The sequence below is a fragment of the Parasphingorhabdus sp. genome, assembly GCF_059726685.1.
Map to the genome: position 1 here is coordinate 1,413,524 of NZ_AP041068.1, position 19,939 is coordinate 1,433,462.

Sequence of the window (19,939 nt, forward strand, 5' to 3'; positions counted from 1 at the left end):
CGATGCTGCTGCATAGGCTTGCAAGCTTGAGGGGGCATATGACGATCATATCACGCAACCATGCGTTGGCCGCTGGCGGCCTCGTTCTTCTTACTCTGGTGATATTATTCGCTATGGACCGCCCACCGATTTGCGAGTGTGGCAATGTGAAATTGTGGCATGGGGCAGTGCAGTCGGCGGAAAACAGTCAACATCTTTCGGACTGGTACACGTTCAGCCATATCATTCATGGTTTTCTGTTCTATGGTCTTGGTTATTGGCTGTTCCGCAAGCGACCCGAGGCGGCAAGGCTCGGTCTGGCCTTGTGCCTCGCGATATTCATTGAAGGTTTCTGGGAAATCCTTGAAAACTCACCGATTATCATCAATCGCTATCGTGAGGCGACTTTTGCTTTTGGCTATGCGGGAGACAGTATTGTCAACTCGATGGCGGATATCGGCTGGATGACATTGGGTTTCATCGCGGCCCGCCGGATGCCGGTAGTGGCCACCGTTACCGTCGCCGTGATTTTTGAACTGCTTGCGCTCTATGCGATTCGGGACAATCTGACACTGAACGTGCTGATGCTGACCTTTCCGGTTGAAGCAATCAAGGTCTGGCAGGGCGCGGCTTAGGCTTCTGGTTTTGCAGTCTCCGTGGGAGCAGGTGTGCCTTCGATATCGATAACCTGTTCTGATGCCGGAAGCTCTTCTTCTGTTTCCCTGGACCGGTCATAAAGCGCTTTGGCGACCATAGCACCGCCGACGAGCAACGCACCGGGCAGGGAGCGGGTCGCGATACGCGCTGCCAGTACGCCTACACCAAAGCCGAGCAAGCCGCTCCCCTGGCCACGCTTTCGAGCTTCATTGCCAATAAGAACAGAGACGATTTCACGCACCGCCATGGGATGCTCCTGAGCTGTTACCAATCATGTTTTCAACCTTAACATGGGCATCATAGGTTTTCCCGTCAACAAGCCCAAGGTCCAGAGCCGCCGCGCGGAGGGTCATTCCGGTATCATGGGCATGTTTCGCTATTTTGGAGGCGTCGTCATAGCCGATGACCGGGGCCAGCGCTGTGACTAGCATCAGCGAGTTTTCAACAAGCTCGGCGATGCGTTTCTCATTGGCGTCCAGTCCATCGACGCAGCGTGTGGCAAAGCTCGACATGCCGATGGATACGATTTCAATCGATCGCAGGACGTTTGCGCCTATCATAGGTTTGAAAACGTTTAGTTCCAGATGTCCCTGCATAGCGCCGACCGTCACTGCCTGATGATTACCGATAATCTGCGCGGCCACCATGGTCAGCATTTCGCACTGTGTCGGATTGACTTTGCCGGGCATGATGGAGCTGCCCGGTTCATTGGCGGGCAGACTGAGTTCGCCAAGGCCGGACCGCGGGCCGGAACCGAGCAGGCGAATATCATTGGCGATTTTGGTGAGTGAAACGGCGAGAACATTCAGCGCACCCGATAACTCGACCATCGTATCATGCGCTGCCAGTTCGGCAAATTTGTTATGAGCTGAGGTGAATTTCAGGCCGGTAATCTTGGCAATTTCTCGCGCCATATGGTCGCCAAAATTTTCTGGTGCATTCAGACCAGTACCTACCGCGGTACCGCCCTGTGCGAGTTGATAGAGGCGCGGCAGGACCGCTTCTATTCGGTCGCGGGCAGCCAGTAACTGCGCGGCATAGCCGGAAAATTCCTGCCCCAGCGTCAGCGGTGTCGCGTCCTGCAAATGGGTCCGCCCGATTTTGACAATGGTTTTCCAATCCTGCGCTTTTTGGGCTAGCGCGTCATGCAATTGTTCCAGCGCCGGAAACAGTTCGACCTCCAGTGCGCGCGCCGCCGCGACATGCATGGCGGTCGGGAAGCTGTCGTTCGACGACTGGCCGCGATTTACATGGTCGTTGGGATGGACAGGGTCCTTACCGCCGCGGGTGCCGGTCAGGCTTTCGTTGGCGATGCCCGCGATGACCTCGTTGACGTTCATATTCGTCTGGGTACCCGATCCGGTTTGCCAGATGGTGAGCGGAAATTGCGTATCAAAAGCGCCGGAACGCACTTCTTCGGCGGCTTTTGCAATGGCACCGGCAATTTCCGGGTCGAGTCCGTGAATGCCATTTACCCGCGCTGCGGCCTCTTTGACGGTTGCCAAAGCATGAATCAGGCGGATTGGCATACGCTCATGGCGAGGGAATGGGAAATTCTCGATACTGCGCTGCGTCTGCGCGCCCCAATAGGCGTCCTCAGGGACTTCTATCGGGCCAATGCTATCGGTTTCTGTGCGTGTGGCTTTCGAAGGGGCACCTGACATCAGGCGATCACTTCTTTTTGCCGAAATCCACCGTTACAACGTTGGAACCATCTTCGACTGTCTCGACCGTTTCCTGATCCCCGTCATTTTGTGCCGGTTCATGGCTGTCGAGATCACCTTCGACCTCATCTACCTGAAATTGCAGGGCAAAATCTACAGCTGGATCAACAAAGGAGGTAATCGCGGCGAACGGTATATGCAGCATGGAGCTAATCTGGTTAAAGCTCAGTCCCACCTCGAACCGGTCTTCGCTGACTGACAGGTCCCAATAGCGATTTTGCAGCACTATGGTCATTTCATCCGGGAATTTTGCGATCAGATGATCAGGGATATCAACGCCTGGTGCGCGGGTCTTGAACGTGATGTAAAAATGATGTTCTCCGGGGAGGCCATTGGTCTCTACTTCACCGAGCACCCGGCCAACCACAGCCCGCAGGGCTTCCTGCACAATTTCGTCATATGGAATCAGACTATCGGGGGCGCTGTCGTTCATAGCTACTTGGTGGCGCGAACACGGGGCAGGGTCAAGGGGATTTGCACAATTTTCATCAACTGTGATATTTCTGATTTTGCAGCGAAATTCTTGCCTGATCAAATCCAGCCTTTATAGGCATCAACCATGAGAACAGCGACTATAGAGCGAAACACCAAGGAAACCGAGATTTTCGTCGAGTTGAATCTGGATGGAACCGGGGAATATGACGTGTCGACCGGCATCGGTTTTCTCGACCATATGATCGAGCAATTTTCGCGTCATTCGCTGATCGATCTGACGCTGAGGGTCAAAGGTGATCTGCATGTCGATCAGCACCACACGACCGAAGACAGTGCCATTGCGGTGGGACAAGCCATTGGTCAGGCGCTGGGCGACAAGGCCGGAATCGTGCGCTACGGCAGCACCTATTCTCCGATGGACGAGACGTTGAGCCGTGTCGCACTGGATATTTCCGGTCGTCCATGGCTGGTCTGGAAAGCCAGATTTACGCAGGAGCGGCTGGGCGAAATGGATACGGAGCTGTTCAAGCACTGGTTCCACAGCGTGGCCGATGCTGCCGGCATAACACTCCATATCGAGCTGCTTTACGGTGAGAATAATCATCATATTGCCGAGAGTATTTTCAAGGGCTTTGCCCGCGCGATGCGCCAGGCGGTTGAGCGCGACCCGCGCAAAGGGGACGCTATTCCTTCGACAAAAGGCCAGCTTGGTGGCTGAAACCATAGCGCTTATCGATTTCGGCGCCGGTAACTTACACAGTGTGCACAACGCGTTGATGGCGACCGGCGCGTCCGGAGTTGTCGTGACCGCTGATCCGGATGTTGTCGCTGCGGCGGATCGCATTGTCCTACCCGGAGTGGGCGCGTTTGGCGCTTGCCGCGACGCCTTGGCAAGTATTGACGGTATGATTGCGGCGATGGAGCAGCAGGTCCGGCAAGAGGGCGCGCCATTTCTCGGTATCTGTGTCGGCATGCAATTGCTCGCCGACAAGGGTATAGAATTTGGCGAACATCAGGGGCTCGGCTGGATCGGCGGTACTGTGCACGCGATTGAAGCGCCTTCTGCGGACATCAAAATTCCGCATATGGGCTGGAATGATGTGACCCCGACAGCGGGTCATGATTTATTGGAAGCCGGAGAGGCTTACTATCTTCACGGCTACCATTTTGACGCGGCCGACGCGGCCGACATTTTCGCAACGACGTTTCATGGCAGAACGCTGGTTTCAGCCATAGGCCGCGACAATATTGTCGGCGTGCAATTTCATCCGGAGAAAAGCCAGGCCTATGGGCTGGCCTTCCTGAAACGCTTTTTGGAGTGGAAACCATGATTGTTTTTCCTGCCATTGATTTGAAATCCGGCGAAGTTGTGCGCCTGGCCGAAGGCGATATGGATCGCGCTACCGTCTATGGTGACAATCCTGCAGAACAAGCCGGTCTGTTCGCGGAGGCAGGCGCCGAGCATATTCATGTTGTCGACCTCGACGGGGCCTTTGCCGGATCCCCACGCAATGCAGAAGCGGTTGAAGCGATTGTCGGCAGCTTCCCCGGCTATGTACAACTGGGCGGTGGGATCAGGAACAGAGAAACCGTTGAGCGTTGGTTCGAACTGGGTGTGGCGCGGTTGGTCATTGGCACGGCGGCGCTGAAAGACCCGGAATTTGTGCGTGATATGGCGAAGGAATATGAAGGCGGCATCGTGGTTGCTGTGGATGCACGGGACGGCATGGTGGCCACGGAAGGCTGGGCCGATGTATCGGAAGTCAGCGTAAGAGATATGGCGCGGCGCTTTGAAGACGCCGGTGTCGCGTCTCTTTTGTTCACGGATGTGGGCCGCGATGGTATGCTGACCGGATGTAATATCGAAGCGACTGTCGATTTGGCTCGCTCAGTCGATATTCCCGTGATCGCAAGTGGCGGGGTAAAGGGTCTCGATGATGTTCACATGCTCAGCCAGTTTACACAGGATGGCATTGAGGGCGTGATTACCGGCCGGGCGCTCTACGACGGGCGGCTGGATCTTGCGACGGCCATTGCTATGGCGAACCGATAAACATGACCGTCCGTATCCGCGTCATACCTTGCCTCGATGTAGCCGATGGCCGCGTGGTCAAAGGCGTCAATTTCGTTGACCTCAAAGACGCTGGCGATCCGGTGGAGCAGGCGCGGGCCTATGACGCCGCGGGTGCGGATGAGCTTTGCTTTCTTGATATCGGCGCAAGCCATGAAAAGCGCGATACAATTATCGATGTGGTGCGGCGGACCGCCGAAGTCTGTTTCATGCCTGTCACAGTGGGGGGCGGTGTAAGAACGGCGGATGATGCCCGGGCGTTGCTCATGGCCGGGGCCGACAAGGTTGCGGTAAACAGCGCGGCCGTTTCGCGGCCCGAAGTGGTCAGTGACATCGCGGGCCGTTTCGGAAGCCAGTGCATGGTGGCCTCAATAGACGCCCGGCAGGTTGACGAAGGACGCTGGGAAATCTTCACCCATGGCGGACGCACGCCGACCGGCATAGACGCCCTGGAACACGCCGTGCGCATGGCGGAGCTGGGGGCAGGGGAGTTGCTCGTCACCTCCATGGATCGTGATGGTACACGTGATGGCTATGATCTGTCTCTAACCAGGGCCATTGCCGATGCCGTGTCGATTCCGGTGGTGGCTAGCGGCGGGGTCGGAAATCTGGATCATATGGTCGAAGGCGTGATCAAGGGCGGGGCCAATGCAGTGCTCGCTGCCTCGATTTTCCATTTTGGACAGCACAGTATATCCGAAGCGCATGATGCGCTGCGTGCTGCAGGGCTGTCGGCTCGCTATAATAGTTAAGAGATAGTCTGAAGTTGGTTCAAACTGAGACAATCTAAAAAAAGGCTTTGTTAACCATCTATTTTTACAAAATATTAATCTCGTTTTCGCATTAACGGTTTTTAAACCATTTGCCTGCTGATCGCGGTCGATGGTCTGTTTGAAACGGAGAAGCCCGCTCGGATAACGAGGATTGGGCAGGTGAGGGATGAGATGACAATTATTCGTACAGCATTGATTGGCACAATATCAGCGTTGGCTATAACAGCCGTTCCGGCGCACGCCATTTATCCGATCCAGTCTGGCGACGCGCAATCGCAGGGTGGAAAACGCGGTGGCTCTAGCGGAGGCAAAGGCGGATCATCAGGTTTTGGTGGCAGCTCTGGCAGTTTCAGCTCGACCAGCACGGGCGGATCGACTTCGACATCGTCTGGTGGTTCTTCAACCAGCGGCGGTTCAACGTCGACCTCAACCGGCGGAACCACTTCTGGTTCGACCGGAGGTTCGACATCGACTTCGAGCGGCAATTTCTCCAGCACATCGACAGGCGGATCGACCTCCACCTCTTCGGGTGCGATATCGACTTCGTCAGGCGGCGTTTCGACATCTACGGGGGGAGTATCAACTTCAACCGGTGGTGTTTCAACCTCCACCGGCGGCGTGTCTACTTCAACCGGTGGCTCATCCAGCTTTGGCGGATCGAGCAGTTCTTCAAGTTCCAGCAGTTCTTCGTCCAGCAGCTCGTCCAGCAGCAGTTCTTCGAGCTTTGGCGGATCAACGGGCGGGCATCCTGGCGGTTCAACCGGTGGAACACCTGTTCCGGAACCGGGCGTCATGATCCTTTTCGGGCTGGGTGCGGGCGGTCTCGCTGCCGGGCGTTTGATGCGGCGGCGCAAGAACAAGCAACCGGACTGACCGTTTCGAGCTCTATAGACTTTCAGGAAGGAGGCCGTGCGGCCTCCTTTTTGATTCTGATGTAGCGCCAGCATATGTCCCATTATGAGACAATTGTGGCGATGGTTAATGTCGGTTTAACTTACAATTTTGGCATAGGCGAAAATCTGTTAACCACTAAGACAGTTGGCTACCGCAGATCCCGGGCTTTTGGCAGGAGATTTGCTTAACTTGTCTATCAACTGTTTTTGATTTTCCGCCATACCCCGGGGGCAAGTATGAAATTGATGAAACTAACCATATCGGCTGGCGCGGCGGCAATGATCTTGGCCGCCAGCCCCGCTGCAGCGTTAGGGTATATCGATGGCGAAGGCGAGCATGGGGCATCGACGAGTTTGACCAGCTCTGCTGATACTTTATCAACCAGTTCTTCTTCCAACGGTTCTTCATCAGCTGGCATAAAGATTCCGGAACCATCCAATATACTCATGCTGGCATTGGGCATTGCGGGTCTTGTTGCGGGGCGTTACGCGGCGCGGAAAAGGCGCGACAGGTTTTAACAGTTCGTCACCATTGGCGCGCAGATCCTGGATCTCGCTGCGCCATGAAAGGGCCGTCATCGGGGGATTAGACGGCCCTTTCCTTTTGGATAATCGGCGTCGGCATGCTGCAAAGGCTTGACGCCTGTCCCCTTGCTCGCGCAAACGAGCGCTCATGACTGATATTTTGCAAAAGCTGGAAACCACCATTCGCCAGCGCCGCGATGCTGATCCGGCAAGTAGCTATGTTGCCAGCCTGCACGCAAAAGGCCGTGCCAAAATGGCTGAAAAGCTGGGCGAGGAAGCGGTCGAAGCGGTTATCGCCGCGGTGCAGGACGACAAGGCGGAGATGACAGGAGAAGCGGCGGATGTGCTGTTTCATCTGATGGTGTTGCTCGCCGATATGGACTTGTCCATTGATGATGTGCTGGCCGAACTGGCGCGCCGCGAAGGTCTGTCTGGCATAGCTGAAAAAGCCTCAAGAAAGGATTGATCCATGGCGATTGATGCAACCGAGCCTTATGATGATGACAATATTTTCGCCAAAATCCTGCGCGGGGAGATACCCAACAAGACGGTTTACGAGGATGACCATGTTCTCGCCTTTCACGATATCAATCCACAGGCGCCGCATCACATTTTGGTAATTCCAAAGGGCAAATATGTCAGTTGGGATGATTTTTCAGCAAAGGCCAGTGAGGCGGAAATCGCAGGCTTTGTCCGCGGCGTCGGTCATGTCGCCCGGGAAGCCGGGATGGTCGAGCCAGGCTATCGGTTGCTCGCCAATATTGGACATGACGGGCATCAGGAAGTGCCACATCTCCATGTGCATATATTCGCCGGAAAACCACTTGGCCCGATGTTGATGAGACGCTAGACACAAGAGAAACCAAGCCGCTTGAACAGCGCACAGAGTATTTAGGGGAGTTTCGGATATGGCAGGATCAGCAGCACCGGGTGGAGAAGGCTGGTCGTCGAGATGGGCCTTTGTGCTCGCGGCGGTCGGTGCAGCAGTCGGCCTCGGCAACATCTGGCGGTTTCCTACGCTTGCGGGGGAAAATGGCGGCGGTGCCTTTGTGCTCGTCTACATCGGATGCATTGTTTTGATCGGCCTGCCGATGGTGCTCTCCGAGATATTAATCGGTCGCCATGGCCGTAGCGATGCATTTCATAGTGTGGTCAAAGTCGCGGAAGATTCGAATGTCAGCAAAAACTGGGGCGTGTTCGGTGGTATTGGAATACTCAGCGCTTTTCTAATCCTGACTTTTTACAGCGTCGTAGCGGGCTGGGTGCTCTACTATGTCGGGGTGATGGGCGGCGATTTTCTCGGCGCGCTCTTTTCCGGCGACCCGTTTGCCGGCGCGCTCGCATCTGAAAATCCGGAGTCCATACCGGGCAGAATGACCGACCTTTTCGGCAATATCCCGCTGCTGCTGGGTATGCACACTCTGTTCATGATATTGACGATCTGGATCGTTGCACGCGGCGTCACGGATGGAATTGAAAAAGCGGCGACTTATCTGATGCCGACATTTTTCATTCTGTTGGTGCTGATTACGCTTTATGGTGCCTTTACCGGTGAATTTGCCAAAGCCTTGGCCTTTCTGTTCACTCCGGATTTCAGCAAACTGACACCCTCCGTTATTAACGATGCGCTCGGACAAGCCCTGTTCTCGATGAGTGTCGCGTCTGCTGCGCTGATTACTTATGGCGGCTATGTATCCAAGGAAACCAGGCTGGCCCCCACCGCTGGTATGATTGCCTTTGCAGATACCGGCGTTGCCCTGCTCGCGGGTTTGATGATCTTCCCGATTGTCTTTGCAGTGGGCTTGGATGCTGCCGCTGGGCCGACGCTGGTTTTCCAATCACTACCAATTGCTTTCCACACTATGCCAGCCGGTTCTTTGGTCGGGTTGTTATTCTTTGTCCTGATCTTTTTTGCTGCCCTGACCAGCTCGATTTCCCTGCTGGAGGGCGTGGTCGCCTGGGCGATGCGCAGATTTGAGTGGAGCCGCGCCACCACAGCTTGGCTATTTGGCGGATTTGTATTCCTTATCGGTGTGGCCTGCGCACTGTCTCTCAATGTCTGGAGCGATGTCCGGTTGCTTGGTTTCTGGCCGATGTTCGAAGAGAAGAATATTTTCGACACGATTGACGACTTTGTTTCCAAAATACTGCTGCCGACGACGGCCTTTCTGACGGCCGTATTCATCGGCTGGCGTGCGGACAAGAAGCTGGTTGAGGCGGAAACAGGACTGGAAGGTTCCCTGTTCGGAATCTATCGTTTCCTGGTGGCGTGGTTGGCTCCGATCGGCGTGCTGCTGATTTTTGTCTTCGCGGTGTTTCCGAACCTAGTCGGTCAAGGATAGGCAGTGGCTGGAGTAAAACAATCAAAATGCCCGGTATGCCGCAAGCCGAAGTCGGCGGATTTCGCGCCGTTCTGCAGTGCAGGCTGCAAAGATCGCGATTTGCTCCAATGGCTGGGCGAGGGGTATAAAGTCCCCGGACCGCCGGTTTCACCCGATCAACTGGCCGATCCTTTTGCGGGAGAATCAGGCCGTGACGGGGAGTCCTGAACCGGTGCACTAAAACCGCCATTTTTGGGGTGGACAAGCCATGCAAGCCCCGACTATAGCGACGCTTCCAATTCGGCGGGAACAACATCCCGCCCGTTGCCCGAATAGCTCAGTTGGTAGAGCAAGCGACTGAAAATCGCTGTGTCGGTGGTTCGAATCCGCCTTCGGGCACCACTTTTTTCCTAAGTTTTCAGTATCTCCGGATTTTGCGTTTGTGCGCATAAATAGTGCCGATATTTCCGCAGGTTAGCGATAGGCTCCGCTTTATACCGTCGGCGAGAGACCATTTGTCAGCACCGAACACCACCGCAAATACCCATTTATCTCGATGGGCCAAAACGCTGGCACCAGATGCACTTTTGGATTTAGGTAGATTTGGGCCCTAGTTGAAGCCCAGCGGAACATTGCCAATGCGCAAGATCTTGCGACCTGTCAAATCGACGGGCTGAGTGCCATTGACTATTGCCGAGACAATATCGGGTGCCAGATAGCTTATGCGAGCTAGCTGTTGAATGTGTCTTTGGCTGTATTTCGAAATCATGGCGGATGGTTCTTCACGAACCAGAAGATCTTGAGCTGCGAATGCATGCGCAACCAAGCGCAGCAGAACCGGATCGGGTTCCCGTTTTGATTTACCGATGCCTGGTGGGATCGCCAGTTTCAAATCGGATCCCTTGGACACCAGCTTTGCATCGATGGATATCGATGTTGGATTATCCTGATCTGCTGGCAAAAAGACCAACTCTACTGTTTCGGCTTTTATTTGCACCCGGGCTTGTAGCTCCATCAGTATTTCACGCTGTTTTTTGATTGATAGATTGGGCAGGGCACTCACGATTTCACGTCGGTTATCAAGATGGTCGGACAGCTTTTGGGCAGTTTCATTTCCTATTGCGCCTGCGCATTCCAAGTTCTGGGCGACCGCATCAACAACCAGCCGCTCAATCTCTCCTGCTGGCATCCGCCATTTGGTTGATCGGTCTCCCGGCGAGGATCGAGTGACATAGTAACGGTACCGTTTTGATCCTTTGGTGGCATGGGCTGGTGTCATCGGCTTTCCATCAGGATCAATAATCATACCGGTCAACAAACTGGGATTGCGGCTTTTCTTGCCCAGTGCATGATCTTTGCGGTTAGCGCGAAAGATCGATTGGACCTGATCAAACAGCTCTTGCGTGATTATGGACTGGTGGACTCCCTCATAGATTTCTTCTTTGTGTCTCATCTTGCCAACGTAGACAGGATTCTGAAGGAGATGTGTCAGCGTACCCGTCTTGAAGAATATGCCACCGACTGTTTTTCCGGTTTTCCATTTCGTTTTCTGGTCTTGATACCTTGAGCGGCCAGTTCATCGACCAGCTGGGGCACGGACTTGATCTGAGCATATCGCTCAAACATATGACGTACCGTATCGGCCTCGGATTTGTTGATCACCAGCTGGCGATCCACAACATTATATCCAAACGGCACGCCGCCTCCCATCCACAGACCCTTTTTCTTAGAGGCAGCAACTTTGTCCCTGATCCGCTCTCCAGTTACTTCACGTTCGAACTGGGCAAAGGACAGAAGCACATTGAGAGTCAGTCGTCCCATGCTGGTCGTTGTATTGAATGACTGGGTGACGCTCACAAAGCTGGCTTCATTCTCATCCAAAATCTCAACGATCTTGGCAAAATCAGCGAGGCTTCTGGTCAAACGATCAACCTTGTAAACAACAATGATGTCTACTTTGCCTGCCGTTACATCATCCAGAAGTTGCTTGAGGGCAGGGCGTTCCATATTGCCGCCCGACCATCCGCCATCGTCATAGAATTCAGGAACAGCTTCCCAACCTTCACTGGCCTGACTCAAGATATAGGCTGCACATGCCTCTCGCTGAGCATCCAGACTGTTAAAATCCTGCTCCAGACCGTCCTCGGTTGATTTTCGAGTGTAGATAGCACAGCGCTTTTTGGATTTGGTCTTAGCCATTGATCGGCACCCGTGGTTTGTATTCGCTGCGCTTTTTCAAGCCAAAGAAGCGGGGTCCCGACCAATGGGCTCCGGTTATCTCCCGGGCGATATGGCTAAGGCTGGCGTAGAGGCGTCCCTCAAACTCAAAGCCATCATCGCAAACGAGTACATGATAGCTTTTACCGTTCCATTATCTGACCAGTCTTGTTCCGGTCTTGAGCGATATCGCATGCATGTGCCCGGCCTTGCCGGTTCGCTCGACGCGCTTGCGGAGGTGCTCGATCTCACGTTTGGTAGCACCAGTCAGGCTACCATGTACACGTTCCTGCAAGCGGTTAGCGATCCCTCGTCGGAGCAGGTCCGGTCCGATATCAGGTGCAGGCGTTCTGAACATATCGCGCAGGCCGACCGCAGCTGGGCAGGGGGCATGGCCATGAGTTCAGCCAATTGATCCTCTAGCACGGTCATACCGCGCCTTTGGCGTCTAGATTGCTCGGGTTTTGTGTGATGCGATAGGCGGTGGCGTCATCACCCCGCTGTTCACGTGCGAGCACAAAGTCTTTCTTGCGCAGGCTGGTTAGAAATGCGCGAACACTATGTTGCTGCCAATTTGTTGCCTTACATATCTCCGCAATGGTTGCACCTTTCGCTCGCGATAGCAGCGTGATGACTTTTGCTGACTTGGTTTGAGGCTTTGATTCGGTGGACATGTTTTGTCTCCAGCTTGACGCTGGACTATCCAGCGCTTCCACTGACCTGAACCGCGGATCGCTTGTTGGAGCGGGCGGCGTTTGCGGTTGTTCCCGCGACACAATCAGCAATGCTCGAAACAGCGCTGAAGTCCAGTCGTTTATCTTCATATTTGCAAAAGCTGCATATGGACTTCCATGCCAAGTCGAGCATGGGTTGGGACATGGCAGATACAGACGATGAAATTGATCCGATCAAGGTGCGAACTGCATTGTTTGCGCTGATCACTGCACGGTTAAAAGATGCCCATGAAATCGCCGTAAAAGGCCAGGCCACCAAAATCAGTAATCAAGGAATTGGCACTTTGATCGTTGATCTGCGTTCGATGCTCGATGAAATTATTGTTCACATTGATGCGATCGATTTGTTGCGTGATCCCTAACGGCAGTTTGCCGACCTTCGGCTTTCCACACAGTTGCAGCCACTTTGCCTCAGGTCTGGAATTGGGCCGGAAGGTAACAGTCGGGTTCCGACTGCTATGGGCGCAAAAGCGGACGTTAGATAAAAAATCAAATCCCGCCGAATTTCAGGTTCAATTCCACCCCTACAACACGCGGTTCACCTGTGCGACCTAATCTACGGCCACTGTTTTCCGGTGCATTGCGTTGGGTGAGATAGTCTTCATTCAGCAGATTGCGGGCAAAGGCAAAAATCGACCAGTTTTCCGCTTCATATCCGGCTTTCATATTGACGACTGTTGACGCTTTTACCTCTGTGGCACGGTCGTTACAGGGATCTGCTGTACACACATCACGCTGACCAATGACTGCTCCCATATCGTCAAGAACGGGTTCCAACGTAGACAGTAAAGGATCGTTTGTGCTGACGGAGTAGAATTCACTGCGCAAATTTATGTCACCAGATACACTAAAGCCTGTTGGATGCTTCCAACTGAAACCTGCGCTGGCTGTCACCGGACTGGCATTGTTGAACCGGTTGCCGCTCAAATCCTCGGTGGCCGTCACAAAATCTTTAAACTTTGTTTCAACAAAGCCCAATGCAGCAAAGGCAGTGAGGCGATCATCCGGCCGTGCTTCAATTGATAGCTCAGCACCATATACTTCTGATTGACCGGCGTTGACAGATTCTGTGTCCAGCGAAATGCCGTTGGCGCGACCAAAGGCTGTGATCTGTGTGACGATCTGGTCTTTCCAGTCAGTATAGAAGGCATTGGCCTCGATACTGAACATACGATCTGGCGTTTGTGCCCTTAAGCTTAGTGCGTAATTCCAGGTGAATTCCGGATCAAATTCAGTAATTTGCCCACTGACAGTTGAGACACTGGTTCCACCGGCCCGATAAGCGCGTGTGACGGTCGCGCCCAGAATGACGTTATCACTCAAGTCATATCGCAAGCCAAATTTTGGTAGAAAGGCGCTAAAGTTCGTATTGCTCTCAATCAGTTCATCGACTGGCAGAAGGCCAGGTGGCAAAGCTATATTGGCGGTGGTCGAGCTAAGAGCAGAGAAATCGCGCGATTCATCGTCATAACGCGCACCGCCGATTACCGTCAATTTTTCGGAAAGATCAAATTCTATCTCCCCGAACACGGCTATATTTTCTTCGCCAGTAGAAAATACCCGGTCCTGTGAAATGAGGCCCGCCGGAAGAAATGGGCTGACAAACGACGTCGGTACAACAAAACTATCACTACTGGTGTTATCAAATGTACCATAATATCCGCCAATCAAGCCGCGGAACGAGCCGCCGTTATCATAGCTTACCCGCACTTCCTGAACAAAGCTGTCATCATTCTGGATACGATTCAAGTTGCCAGCGTCCAGCGGAGAATTGTCGAGATCCTCTATTCTCACATAGTCATGATCATAATAAGTGCTGATGGAAGTGATCGTGACAGCATCTGACGGAGACCAATCCAGTTGCAATGTATTGATCAGATGTTCCGATCCCTCTTCCGCTGCCAAATTGGAATTGTTGATGCGTTGATCGGGAAAGGTCGCCAGATCGACAAGGTCTTCACCGCCTTTGCTGTCGGTATAGCTGAGCGTATATTTTGCCGAGAAAGAGTCAGATGGTTGGAACAACAACTTGGCGCGACCGGTAAATGCCTTGCGAGCATCATAATCTTCGTTGCGCGTGGGGTTGAAAACCCATCCATCGCTTTCCCGTTGATCGGCGGACAACCGGATAGCAAAACTATCGCCAAGCGGAATATTGACAGCTCCCGCTAATTGGTAGCTGTTTAACTCCCCATATTGACCGCGTGCTTTTGCGCCAAATTCGCCCAATACGGGATCAGCGGAGTTGATTATGATAGCACCACCAATAGCATTTCGTCCCTGCGTCGTGCCTTGCGGTCCGCGTAATATTTCAATCTGGCCAATATCCCATGCAGAATAGGGGCCAAAGAAAGTCGATTGGTTATTCGGCAATGATGCGCCATCGACAATGGTGTTCACAAGCAAGCCGCCGCCCGCACCAAGCCGTTGATCAATACCGCGAATGGTAAACCCTTTGTCGCCGAAGCTCTGTGTGACATTGGGCGTCCGCAGTACCGCATCGTAAAGATCATCAATACTCCGGTCTTCAAGTTCTTCTCCGGTCAAAACTTCCACGCTGGTATTGGTTTCGAGCAGCGTCCGCCCAAATTTTTCACCGGTAACGATAATGATATTGTCATCCCGCTCGTCGGCTATTTCAGATTGAGCAGCATCAGCCGTTTCAACCGAATTTTCCGCAGCGTGAGCAACAGAGGGCAAGCTCATCGCAAAAGCCAGAGTGATCAAAGAAGTTTGACGGACAGTAGATTTTTTCACAGAAATTCCCTCAATTTCAATATTTATTGATGCGAATGACTCGCAATATTAATTATAAGAGAGAGGCTCTAATAATAATGATTCTCATTTACAAGTTTGAATTTGAATGTTATTCGGGTGACCATCAAACGAAGGGGACGAGTCGTGTGGATAGTCGGCGGCATTGCCGTGCAGTCACTCAGCATATTGAGTTTGAGGCAGGCCAATGGAGCGAGCGGTCAGTTAATTTGGCTGGTCACTGGGCTGGTGCTGTTCGCGATTTCAATCTGGTTGATTTCAAATGGCCTGGGTTTTGAACTGGGCCTGACCTGGGCGCTCACCACAATTTCGGTCGCGGCCTATGCCTTAATCCTTTATCCGTTTCTCATCACACAGCAGGTGGGGCATGAGCGGATACCATCGCGCCTCAAGAAAATGCCCAAACCACCGTCTGGGTCAAAAGCGCGGTTGGCCCTGCGGCTCTTTTCGGCAGGACCGCTTTATCTTATCACCGCGCTGGCCGTGAGCCTGATCATCGCGACAAAGCCTTGGGCTATTGAAATTACGCGCTTGTTCACCGGTGGCCTGCTTACCCCACTATTCTGGTCCGTTGGCGCGCTTCATGCGACCGTCGATCCTAACTTGTGGCGGGTTGCCTATATGCCTGTGCTGATAACCGCTGTTTCTGCTCTTGGATATTTTCTACTATGACCGATGCTACAAACTCCGCACCAGATGAAACAGAAGGCAGCAACAGCCCTTTTGTTCGCCGGATGATTGATTCCCATTCGGTTCTGGGATTGGCCTTTGCCGCATTGATTTACATAGTGAGCCTGTCTGGTGCGCTAACATTATTTGTCGATGAGATTTCACTTTGGGAATCGCCCGATGTTCCCGCTTCCTTTCAAACAACCCCTGTTGCCGTATCGACCGCGGTGAAGAATGCCGAAGCACAACTAAAGCCTGGCAACGAAATTCTGAACATAATCGCCTATGCGCCCAACGAGTTTAAGCCGTATCTCACGGTGCGCTTGAACGAACGCCAAGACCAAAAGTCTGATCTGATCAGCACGGACTGGGTCGCCAACCCTGAATCCGGTGAACTGAAGAGTGAGGTAGAAGCGCCCTTTGCCCATGTCATTGAAGACCTACATACCATGCTGCATCTGCCGCGACCATGGGGCCGCTATCTGGTTGGCTTGTTGGGTGTCGTTATGTTTACGCTAATCCTTTCCGGAATTTTCGCTCATCCCACAATCTTCAAGGATGCATTTAAAATGCGCTTGAAACGTAATGCGAGAATTGCATGGACCGACGTCCATAACCGCCTGAGCGTATGGGGATTGCCATTCCATCTGATCATCACCTTCACTGGCGCGTTTCTGGGCGTCGCGGGCATCACCATTGCGGCATTGGCCATGGTGGCATTTGAAGGCGATCAGGAAGCGGCCATTCAGGTCATTCAAGGTCCGCAGGCGATACAAGATGCACCACCTATGGCCGCCTCTCCCGACTATGAAAAAATGCTAGCCAACTCTGAAGGTGAAGGGCGAACATTTTCGCTTCTGGTGGCCGGTAATCCTAAAAGTAGCGGCGAAACGACAACAATAGCCTTTTACGAGGACGGAATATTGTCCGCACGAACGTCTGAAATATATCGCAATGATGGCGCGTTTCTTGAAAAGCTGGGCGGCAGCGGAAGCTCCGCTGGTGCGCGGGCCTTCGGCATGGTGCAACCGCTTCATTATGGAACCTTTGGCGGATATCCGATCAAGATTTTCTATTTCATGCTGTCGCTGGCACTGACCTATATCACCAGTACCGGCATGATGATCTGGTTCAAGCGCAAGATGCAGCAGGGCCAAGCAAAACCCAAACATGAGGCGGCCTGGCGCGGTATGACGACTGGATTGTCGCTGGGCTTGGCAGGTACTGCATTGTTGGTAGCAGCCAATATCGCGGTCCCGTTGGAGCTTGCCTTCTTCACGATATGGGCGGCGGCACTGGCGGCGATCTATCTTGCGAAGCAGCCGCTAAAAATGATGCGCAATCAGTATCTGCTCATCGCGTCGCTGCTGGGCCTGACCGCGCTATTCCATTTTCCCGCAGCACTGGCTTCTGAGGCAGCTGCTCAAGGCATTCTGATAGCGATAGATGTGTCCCTGCTGCTGGGCGCGCTTGCCTTTGCATTTGCCGCTCTGCGGGGAAGCAAAAAGGAAGTCGATCAAACCATGGAAGTAGTCCCGGCAGAATAGCATCTGCTAATGTCCGCTTTCGGGATTTAGCGGAATCCATCCAAACGTCTGAATTTGGAGCGCTAAGCGGACGCTAGAGAACGATTGATAATTTGTCTTATGTTGAGGGGGCAGGGGCTAGTGTCCGTAATATCCTGAAAGCGGATGGTCTGGTTACTTCTGATTCATCCCGTCAGCGGACATCAGATAGCTAATCTAACTCAAATAACAATCTAGCGATTGTGGAGCGGGAAAACCGTTTGCAAAAAATTTACTGGAAGCGGCGTTCAATATGCATCGGATTTTGCGTTGGCCATTTAATCGTCTCCGTCATTGGCCAGTGTTACACCAAAGCGGTTCAGAACATTGTGTGAGATTTTCTCGATGAAGGGATTACTAGCGGCAAGCCCGTGCACCCATTCGGTGGTGCCAGCATTGAACACCTCGCCTTTTCCGCATTTGAAACTCGCCATAACGGCGTGGCCGCGCATCAGTTTGCCACGATTATCCGGTGTGTCCTCGCCGAAAGTAACGCGGGTCAGGATTTCCCGGTCTTCGAGTGGAATAACCTTGGGGAAAGGGCTGCGATCCGATTCTGCCAGCGTAGCCGGGGTCATCGCAATGATTTCCAGATTTTCGGGTACGCCTAAACCGCCACTCGGTTTGGGCAGGCCATCTTCGCCAAACTGGATCGGGCAGCCGTCATTTTCATAACCGATCAAAGGCACATCCCCGCCGATACAATCGCCATAGTAGAGATCGGTATCTGCAAGCGCCCAGTGTTCGTCATTGTATATGGTGTAGGCCGCACTACCGCGAGCAGCACACATGGCAATACGATGATAGCCACCATAGAGAAAGGACAAGCCAAGAAATCGTGCTTCCGGTGCGTCGAATTCTGGATGCGACCAGAGATGCGTGGCATCCTTGCGCGTGGCTGGGTTGGCCCAGAGCGGATCATTGTCTTCGCCCGCCGATTTATGAGCGATCATCGTCTGGCCATCATCTTCCCAGCGGACTTTCCAGTAACAAGTGTTGCCGGAAAAGCTGATGAAGTTGCCACCTTGCTGAATGAAATGCTCAACGGCAAAGCGCTGGTTCACCGACCAATATTCGCTGTGACCGACCACCATTGCGGTTTCATAACCGTCGAGCGTGTCTGGATGGTCTTCAAAATCATGATCACTCAGAAAGTCGATTTCATAACCCTGCTCTTCCGCCCAACGCGTGAAGACATGCTCCCATTTTTTCAGGAAACAGGCGGAGCCGTCATAGGGTGTCGGCTGATGTTCTTCCATCCAATCCAAGCTGCCCGGAATTGGCATCTGTCCGACATCGCGCGGTTCATAGTTGATCAGTCGCGGCGGATCGCCTGGAGGTGCCAACATGGTCTGCGGATAGGGGCGCATGCGGGAAAGCCGTCCAATTGCTCCGGCACGCGACTCATCTGGCGTCACCTTCCCCGCCATCAGCCCTGCAACATCGGCATAGGAATTCCGCCCGCCCCAATAATTATAGGCAGCATAGGTGTTGGTTGAGAGGATCAGAACGGCTTTTGACTTGGTGTCTACATCATCGTTGCGGATACAGATGAAATGTTGGCTTTTGGCACCATCTGGTCCAGTTAGGGTGAGGTCATAATATCCGGTCCGCCAGTCGGATTCGACTTCAAAGGAAAAGGCAGCAGGCCACCCGCAGCCGTTGGTGTCTGCATCGTCCGGCGTTTCATGAAGCTCTATTTCGATATTTTCGAATTTGGCGACCTGCTCCACCACGGCGCCGATCCGGCTTACGGTTAACGTGCAGGGTGAAGCAGGTGCGCTCGCGAACAAAGTCACGGTGTCTCCCGCACCAGCGCTGACCTTGTCCGGATAGAACCAGGGATTGTCAGTCATGCCATTTTCTCCTGGTTCGGGGATGTGATTATCGTGTTCGGTTGGAGACGCAGCAATGTCAGCCCCAGCCAAACCGCCCAGAGCGGTGACAGGATGACAACCAGCGCAAGGGCTGCATCAGATGCGTCGACTGCCCCAACCTGCCACAGACTGAATTGCGCCACCCAAGTAATGGCAAGAGATATGGCGCCAATACCCAGGCCTTTGAGTCCTGCAATGATCAGCAAACGTCCCAGTCCACCAAGCCAGATTGCGGCCAGCACCGCTTCCAGTAGCCAGTAACCGCGCCAATTGCCCCCTATGATGGCTTCCCATGCGGCGATCGCCTGCGCTTGTTCTGATATCGGCGAAGCTGCGTAACTCGCGTAAAGCCCATCAAATGCTCCGGCCATATTTACCGCGCCAAATGAACCGAGCAAACAGTAGATCAGCCCACAGAAGAAACTGATGTCAGTCAAGCTTTCATTAATCTCGCGTAATATCTTCCATGCGTAAATTATGACCGGCAAGAAAATCAGATAGTAACCCAATATATCCGTCCACATGGCGGCATAGAACATGCTGGCTTTGTCTTGTGCCAGGTTAAGCATCTGCTGTCCGTCATGAAACATTGCAACATCACCATCGGAAGCCATCATGAACAGCGCCTGCGTCAAATAGGCAAAAGGAAGCGAAATGATTGCCGAAACTGCAGCGAGTTTTCGTCCGGAAATTGATGGATTTAGGTAGGCCATTGTCGATCATC

General features: G+C 53.2%; 26 protein-coding genes, 1 tRNA gene and 1 pseudogene. 15 read left to right on the forward strand and 13 right to left on the reverse strand.

What is annotated here, in order from left to right; genetic code table 11:
- Window positions 1-38: 38 nt before the first annotated feature.
- A complete protein-coding gene (locus tag AC6I9Z_RS07030; RefSeq protein ID WP_461454664.1) occupies window positions 39-614 on the forward strand; it encodes a DUF2585 domain-containing protein in 576 nt (191 codons plus the stop codon).
- Here AC6I9Z_RS07030 and AC6I9Z_RS07035 read toward each other — a convergent pair.
- Genes AC6I9Z_RS07035 through AC6I9Z_RS07045 form a run of 3 tightly spaced genes read right to left on the reverse strand, consistent with a single transcriptional unit; the run spans window position 611 to window position 2,793 of the window.
- Window positions 611-883 (reverse strand): hypothetical protein, encoded by a 273-nt coding sequence (locus AC6I9Z_RS07035; protein WP_461454666.1) that lies wholly within the window; start codon window positions 881-883, stop codon window positions 611-613. The two genes, AC6I9Z_RS07030 and AC6I9Z_RS07035, sit on opposite strands and share 4 nt — an antisense overlap.
- Window positions 870-2,300, reverse strand: coding sequence for a class II fumarate hydratase (fumC, locus tag AC6I9Z_RS07040; protein ID WP_461454668.1), 1,431 nt, complete (start codon window positions 2,298-2,300; stop codon window positions 870-872). Before fumC ends, AC6I9Z_RS07035 begins: the two co-directional genes overlap by 14 nt.
- Window positions 2,301-2,307: 7 nt before the next feature.
- The gene (locus tag AC6I9Z_RS07045) at window positions 2,308-2,793 is read right to left on the reverse strand and encodes an SspB family protein (protein WP_461454670.1); all 486 of its coding nucleotides are present in this window, start codon (window positions 2,791-2,793) and stop codon (window positions 2,308-2,310) included.
- 126 nt (window positions 2,794-2,919) lie between these two features.
- Between AC6I9Z_RS07045 and hisB the strand changes: the two genes are divergently transcribed.
- Genes hisB through hisF form a run of 4 tightly spaced genes read left to right on the forward strand, consistent with a single transcriptional unit; the run spans window position 2,920 to window position 5,618 of the window.
- Entirely contained in the window at window positions 2,920-3,513 is a 594-nt protein-coding gene (gene hisB / locus AC6I9Z_RS07050; protein ID WP_461454672.1) for an imidazoleglycerol-phosphate dehydratase HisB, read from the forward strand.
- Window positions 3,506-4,126 (forward strand): imidazole glycerol phosphate synthase subunit HisH, encoded by a 621-nt coding sequence (hisH, locus tag AC6I9Z_RS07055; protein ID WP_461454674.1) that lies wholly within the window; start codon window positions 3,506-3,508, stop codon window positions 4,124-4,126. The genes hisB and hisH overlap by 8 nt, the downstream gene beginning before the upstream one ends.
- Window positions 4,123-4,848, forward strand: coding sequence for a 1-(5-phosphoribosyl)-5-[(5-phosphoribosylamino)methylideneamino]imidazole-4-carboxamide isomerase (gene hisA, locus AC6I9Z_RS07060; RefSeq protein ID WP_461454676.1), 726 nt, complete (start codon window positions 4,123-4,125; stop codon window positions 4,846-4,848). Before hisH ends, hisA begins: the two co-directional genes overlap by 4 nt.
- Before the next feature lie 2 nt (window positions 4,849-4,850).
- Window positions 4,851-5,618 (forward strand): imidazole glycerol phosphate synthase subunit HisF, encoded by a 768-nt coding sequence (gene hisF, locus AC6I9Z_RS07065; RefSeq protein ID WP_461454678.1) that lies wholly within the window; start codon window positions 4,851-4,853, stop codon window positions 5,616-5,618.
- Window positions 5,619-5,884: 266 nt separating this feature from the next.
- Here hisF and AC6I9Z_RS07070 read toward each other — a convergent pair whose 3' ends face one another.
- Complete coding sequence (locus tag AC6I9Z_RS07070; RefSeq protein ID WP_461456958.1) at window positions 5,885-6,433, reverse strand: hypothetical protein; 549 nt, start codon at window positions 6,431-6,433, stop codon at window positions 5,885-5,887.
- Here AC6I9Z_RS07070 and AC6I9Z_RS07075 point away from each other — a divergent pair.
- The gene (locus AC6I9Z_RS07075; RefSeq protein WP_254054273.1) at window positions 6,432-6,512 is read left to right on the forward strand and encodes a hypothetical protein; all 81 of its coding nucleotides are present in this window, start codon (window positions 6,432-6,434) and stop codon (window positions 6,510-6,512) included. The two genes, AC6I9Z_RS07070 and AC6I9Z_RS07075, sit on opposite strands and share 2 nt — an antisense overlap.
- Window positions 6,513-6,729: 217 nt before the next feature.
- Here AC6I9Z_RS07075 and AC6I9Z_RS07080 read toward each other — a convergent pair whose 3' ends face one another.
- Together AC6I9Z_RS07080 and AC6I9Z_RS07085 are read right to left on the reverse strand one after the other, a co-directional pair.
- Window positions 6,730-6,951: a hypothetical protein gene (locus tag AC6I9Z_RS07080; RefSeq protein WP_461454680.1), complete on the reverse strand. Its 222-nt coding sequence runs from the start codon at window positions 6,949-6,951 to the stop codon at window positions 6,730-6,732.
- Complete coding sequence (locus AC6I9Z_RS07085) at window positions 6,941-7,111, reverse strand: hypothetical protein (protein ID WP_461454682.1); 171 nt, start codon at window positions 7,109-7,111, stop codon at window positions 6,941-6,943. The genes AC6I9Z_RS07080 and AC6I9Z_RS07085 overlap by 11 nt, the downstream gene beginning before the upstream one ends.
- Before the next feature lie 94 nt (window positions 7,112-7,205).
- Between AC6I9Z_RS07085 and AC6I9Z_RS07090 the strand changes: the two genes are divergently transcribed.
- The 5 genes from AC6I9Z_RS07090 (at window position 7,206) to AC6I9Z_RS07110 (ending at window position 9,780) form a co-directional block, all read left to right on the forward strand.
- The gene (locus AC6I9Z_RS07090) at window positions 7,206-7,523 is read left to right on the forward strand and encodes a phosphoribosyl-ATP diphosphatase (RefSeq protein ID WP_461454684.1); all 318 of its coding nucleotides are present in this window, start codon (window positions 7,206-7,208) and stop codon (window positions 7,521-7,523) included.
- Between the two features lie 3 nt (window positions 7,524-7,526).
- Complete coding sequence (locus AC6I9Z_RS07095) at window positions 7,527-7,907, forward strand: histidine triad nucleotide-binding protein (RefSeq protein WP_461454686.1); 381 nt, start codon at window positions 7,527-7,529, stop codon at window positions 7,905-7,907.
- 58 nt (window positions 7,908-7,965) lie between these two features.
- Window positions 7,966-9,399 carry a sodium-dependent transporter gene (locus tag AC6I9Z_RS07100; RefSeq protein ID WP_461454688.1) on the forward strand — a complete coding sequence of 478 codons (1,434 nt, stop codon included), beginning with the start codon at window positions 7,966-7,968 and terminating at the stop codon, window positions 9,397-9,399.
- Between the two features lie 3 nt (window positions 9,400-9,402).
- A complete protein-coding gene (locus AC6I9Z_RS07105) occupies window positions 9,403-9,606 on the forward strand; it encodes a DNA gyrase inhibitor YacG (RefSeq protein WP_461454690.1) in 204 nt (67 codons plus the stop codon).
- Between the two features lie 98 nt (window positions 9,607-9,704).
- Window positions 9,705-9,780 (forward strand) — tRNA-Phe (locus tag AC6I9Z_RS07110).
- Between the two features lie 208 nt (window positions 9,781-9,988).
- Here AC6I9Z_RS07110 and AC6I9Z_RS07115 read toward each other — a convergent pair.
- The 3 genes and pseudogenes from AC6I9Z_RS07115 to AC6I9Z_RS07125 form a co-directional block, all read right to left on the reverse strand.
- A complete protein-coding gene (locus AC6I9Z_RS07115) occupies window positions 9,989-10,891 on the reverse strand; it encodes a recombinase family protein (protein WP_461456873.1) in 903 nt (300 codons plus the stop codon).
- Window positions 10,867-11,577 carry a recombinase family protein gene (locus AC6I9Z_RS07120; protein WP_461454692.1) on the reverse strand — a complete coding sequence of 237 codons (711 nt, stop codon included), beginning with the start codon at window positions 11,575-11,577 and terminating at the stop codon, window positions 10,867-10,869. Before AC6I9Z_RS07120 ends, AC6I9Z_RS07115 begins: the two co-directional genes overlap by 25 nt.
- Window positions 11,570-11,689, reverse strand: a pseudogene (locus tag AC6I9Z_RS07125) (DUF2924 domain-containing protein); the annotation flags it as partial. The gene AC6I9Z_RS07120 and the pseudogene AC6I9Z_RS07125, both read right to left, overlap by 8 nt.
- Between AC6I9Z_RS07125 and AC6I9Z_RS07130 the strand changes: the two are divergent.
- On the forward strand, window positions 11,669-12,010 hold the full coding sequence (locus tag AC6I9Z_RS07130) for a hypothetical protein (RefSeq protein WP_461454694.1): 342 nt from the start codon (window positions 11,669-11,671) through the stop codon (window positions 12,008-12,010). The pseudogene AC6I9Z_RS07125 and the gene AC6I9Z_RS07130 overlap by 21 nt on opposite strands.
- Before the next feature lie 13 nt (window positions 12,011-12,023).
- Here AC6I9Z_RS07130 and AC6I9Z_RS07135 read toward each other — a convergent pair whose 3' ends face one another.
- Window positions 12,024-12,269 carry a DUF3489 domain-containing protein gene (locus tag AC6I9Z_RS07135; protein ID WP_461454696.1) on the reverse strand — a complete coding sequence of 82 codons (246 nt, stop codon included), beginning with the start codon at window positions 12,267-12,269 and terminating at the stop codon, window positions 12,024-12,026.
- A 203-nt stretch (window positions 12,270-12,472) separates the two neighbouring features.
- Here AC6I9Z_RS07135 and AC6I9Z_RS07140 point away from each other — a divergent pair, with 203 nt between their 5' ends.
- Window positions 12,473-12,691 (forward strand): hypothetical protein, encoded by a 219-nt coding sequence (locus AC6I9Z_RS07140; RefSeq protein WP_461454698.1) that lies wholly within the window; start codon window positions 12,473-12,475, stop codon window positions 12,689-12,691.
- A gap of 127 nt (window positions 12,692-12,818) precedes the next feature.
- Here AC6I9Z_RS07140 and AC6I9Z_RS07145 read toward each other — a convergent pair whose 3' ends face one another.
- The gene (locus tag AC6I9Z_RS07145) at window positions 12,819-15,086 is read right to left on the reverse strand and encodes a TonB-dependent receptor (protein ID WP_461454700.1); all 2,268 of its coding nucleotides are present in this window, start codon (window positions 15,084-15,086) and stop codon (window positions 12,819-12,821) included.
- A gap of 144 nt (window positions 15,087-15,230) precedes the next feature.
- On the opposite strand from AC6I9Z_RS07145, the gene AC6I9Z_RS07150 reads away from it, so the two are divergent.
- Both AC6I9Z_RS07150 and AC6I9Z_RS07155 read left to right on the forward strand, forming a co-directional pair.
- On the forward strand, window positions 15,231-15,776 hold the full coding sequence (locus tag AC6I9Z_RS07150) for a hypothetical protein (RefSeq protein WP_461454702.1): 546 nt from the start codon (window positions 15,231-15,233) through the stop codon (window positions 15,774-15,776).
- On the forward strand, window positions 15,773-17,320 hold the full coding sequence (locus tag AC6I9Z_RS07155) for a PepSY-associated TM helix domain-containing protein (RefSeq protein WP_461454704.1): 1,548 nt from the start codon (window positions 15,773-15,775) through the stop codon (window positions 17,318-17,320). Before AC6I9Z_RS07150 ends, AC6I9Z_RS07155 begins: the two co-directional genes overlap by 4 nt.
- A 296-nt stretch (window positions 17,321-17,616) precedes the next feature.
- Here the strand turns inward: AC6I9Z_RS07155 and AC6I9Z_RS07160 are convergent, their stop codons facing one another.
- Together AC6I9Z_RS07160 and AC6I9Z_RS07165 are read right to left on the reverse strand one after the other, a co-directional pair.
- A complete protein-coding gene (locus AC6I9Z_RS07160; RefSeq protein ID WP_461454706.1) occupies window positions 17,617-19,194 on the reverse strand; it encodes a N,N-dimethylformamidase beta subunit family domain-containing protein in 1,578 nt (525 codons plus the stop codon).
- Window positions 19,191-19,928, reverse strand: a complete 738-nt coding sequence (locus tag AC6I9Z_RS07165) for a hypothetical protein (RefSeq protein ID WP_461454708.1) — start codon at window positions 19,926-19,928, stop codon at window positions 19,191-19,193. Before AC6I9Z_RS07165 ends, AC6I9Z_RS07160 begins: the two co-directional genes overlap by 4 nt.
- Window positions 19,929-19,939 lie beyond the last annotated feature (11 nt).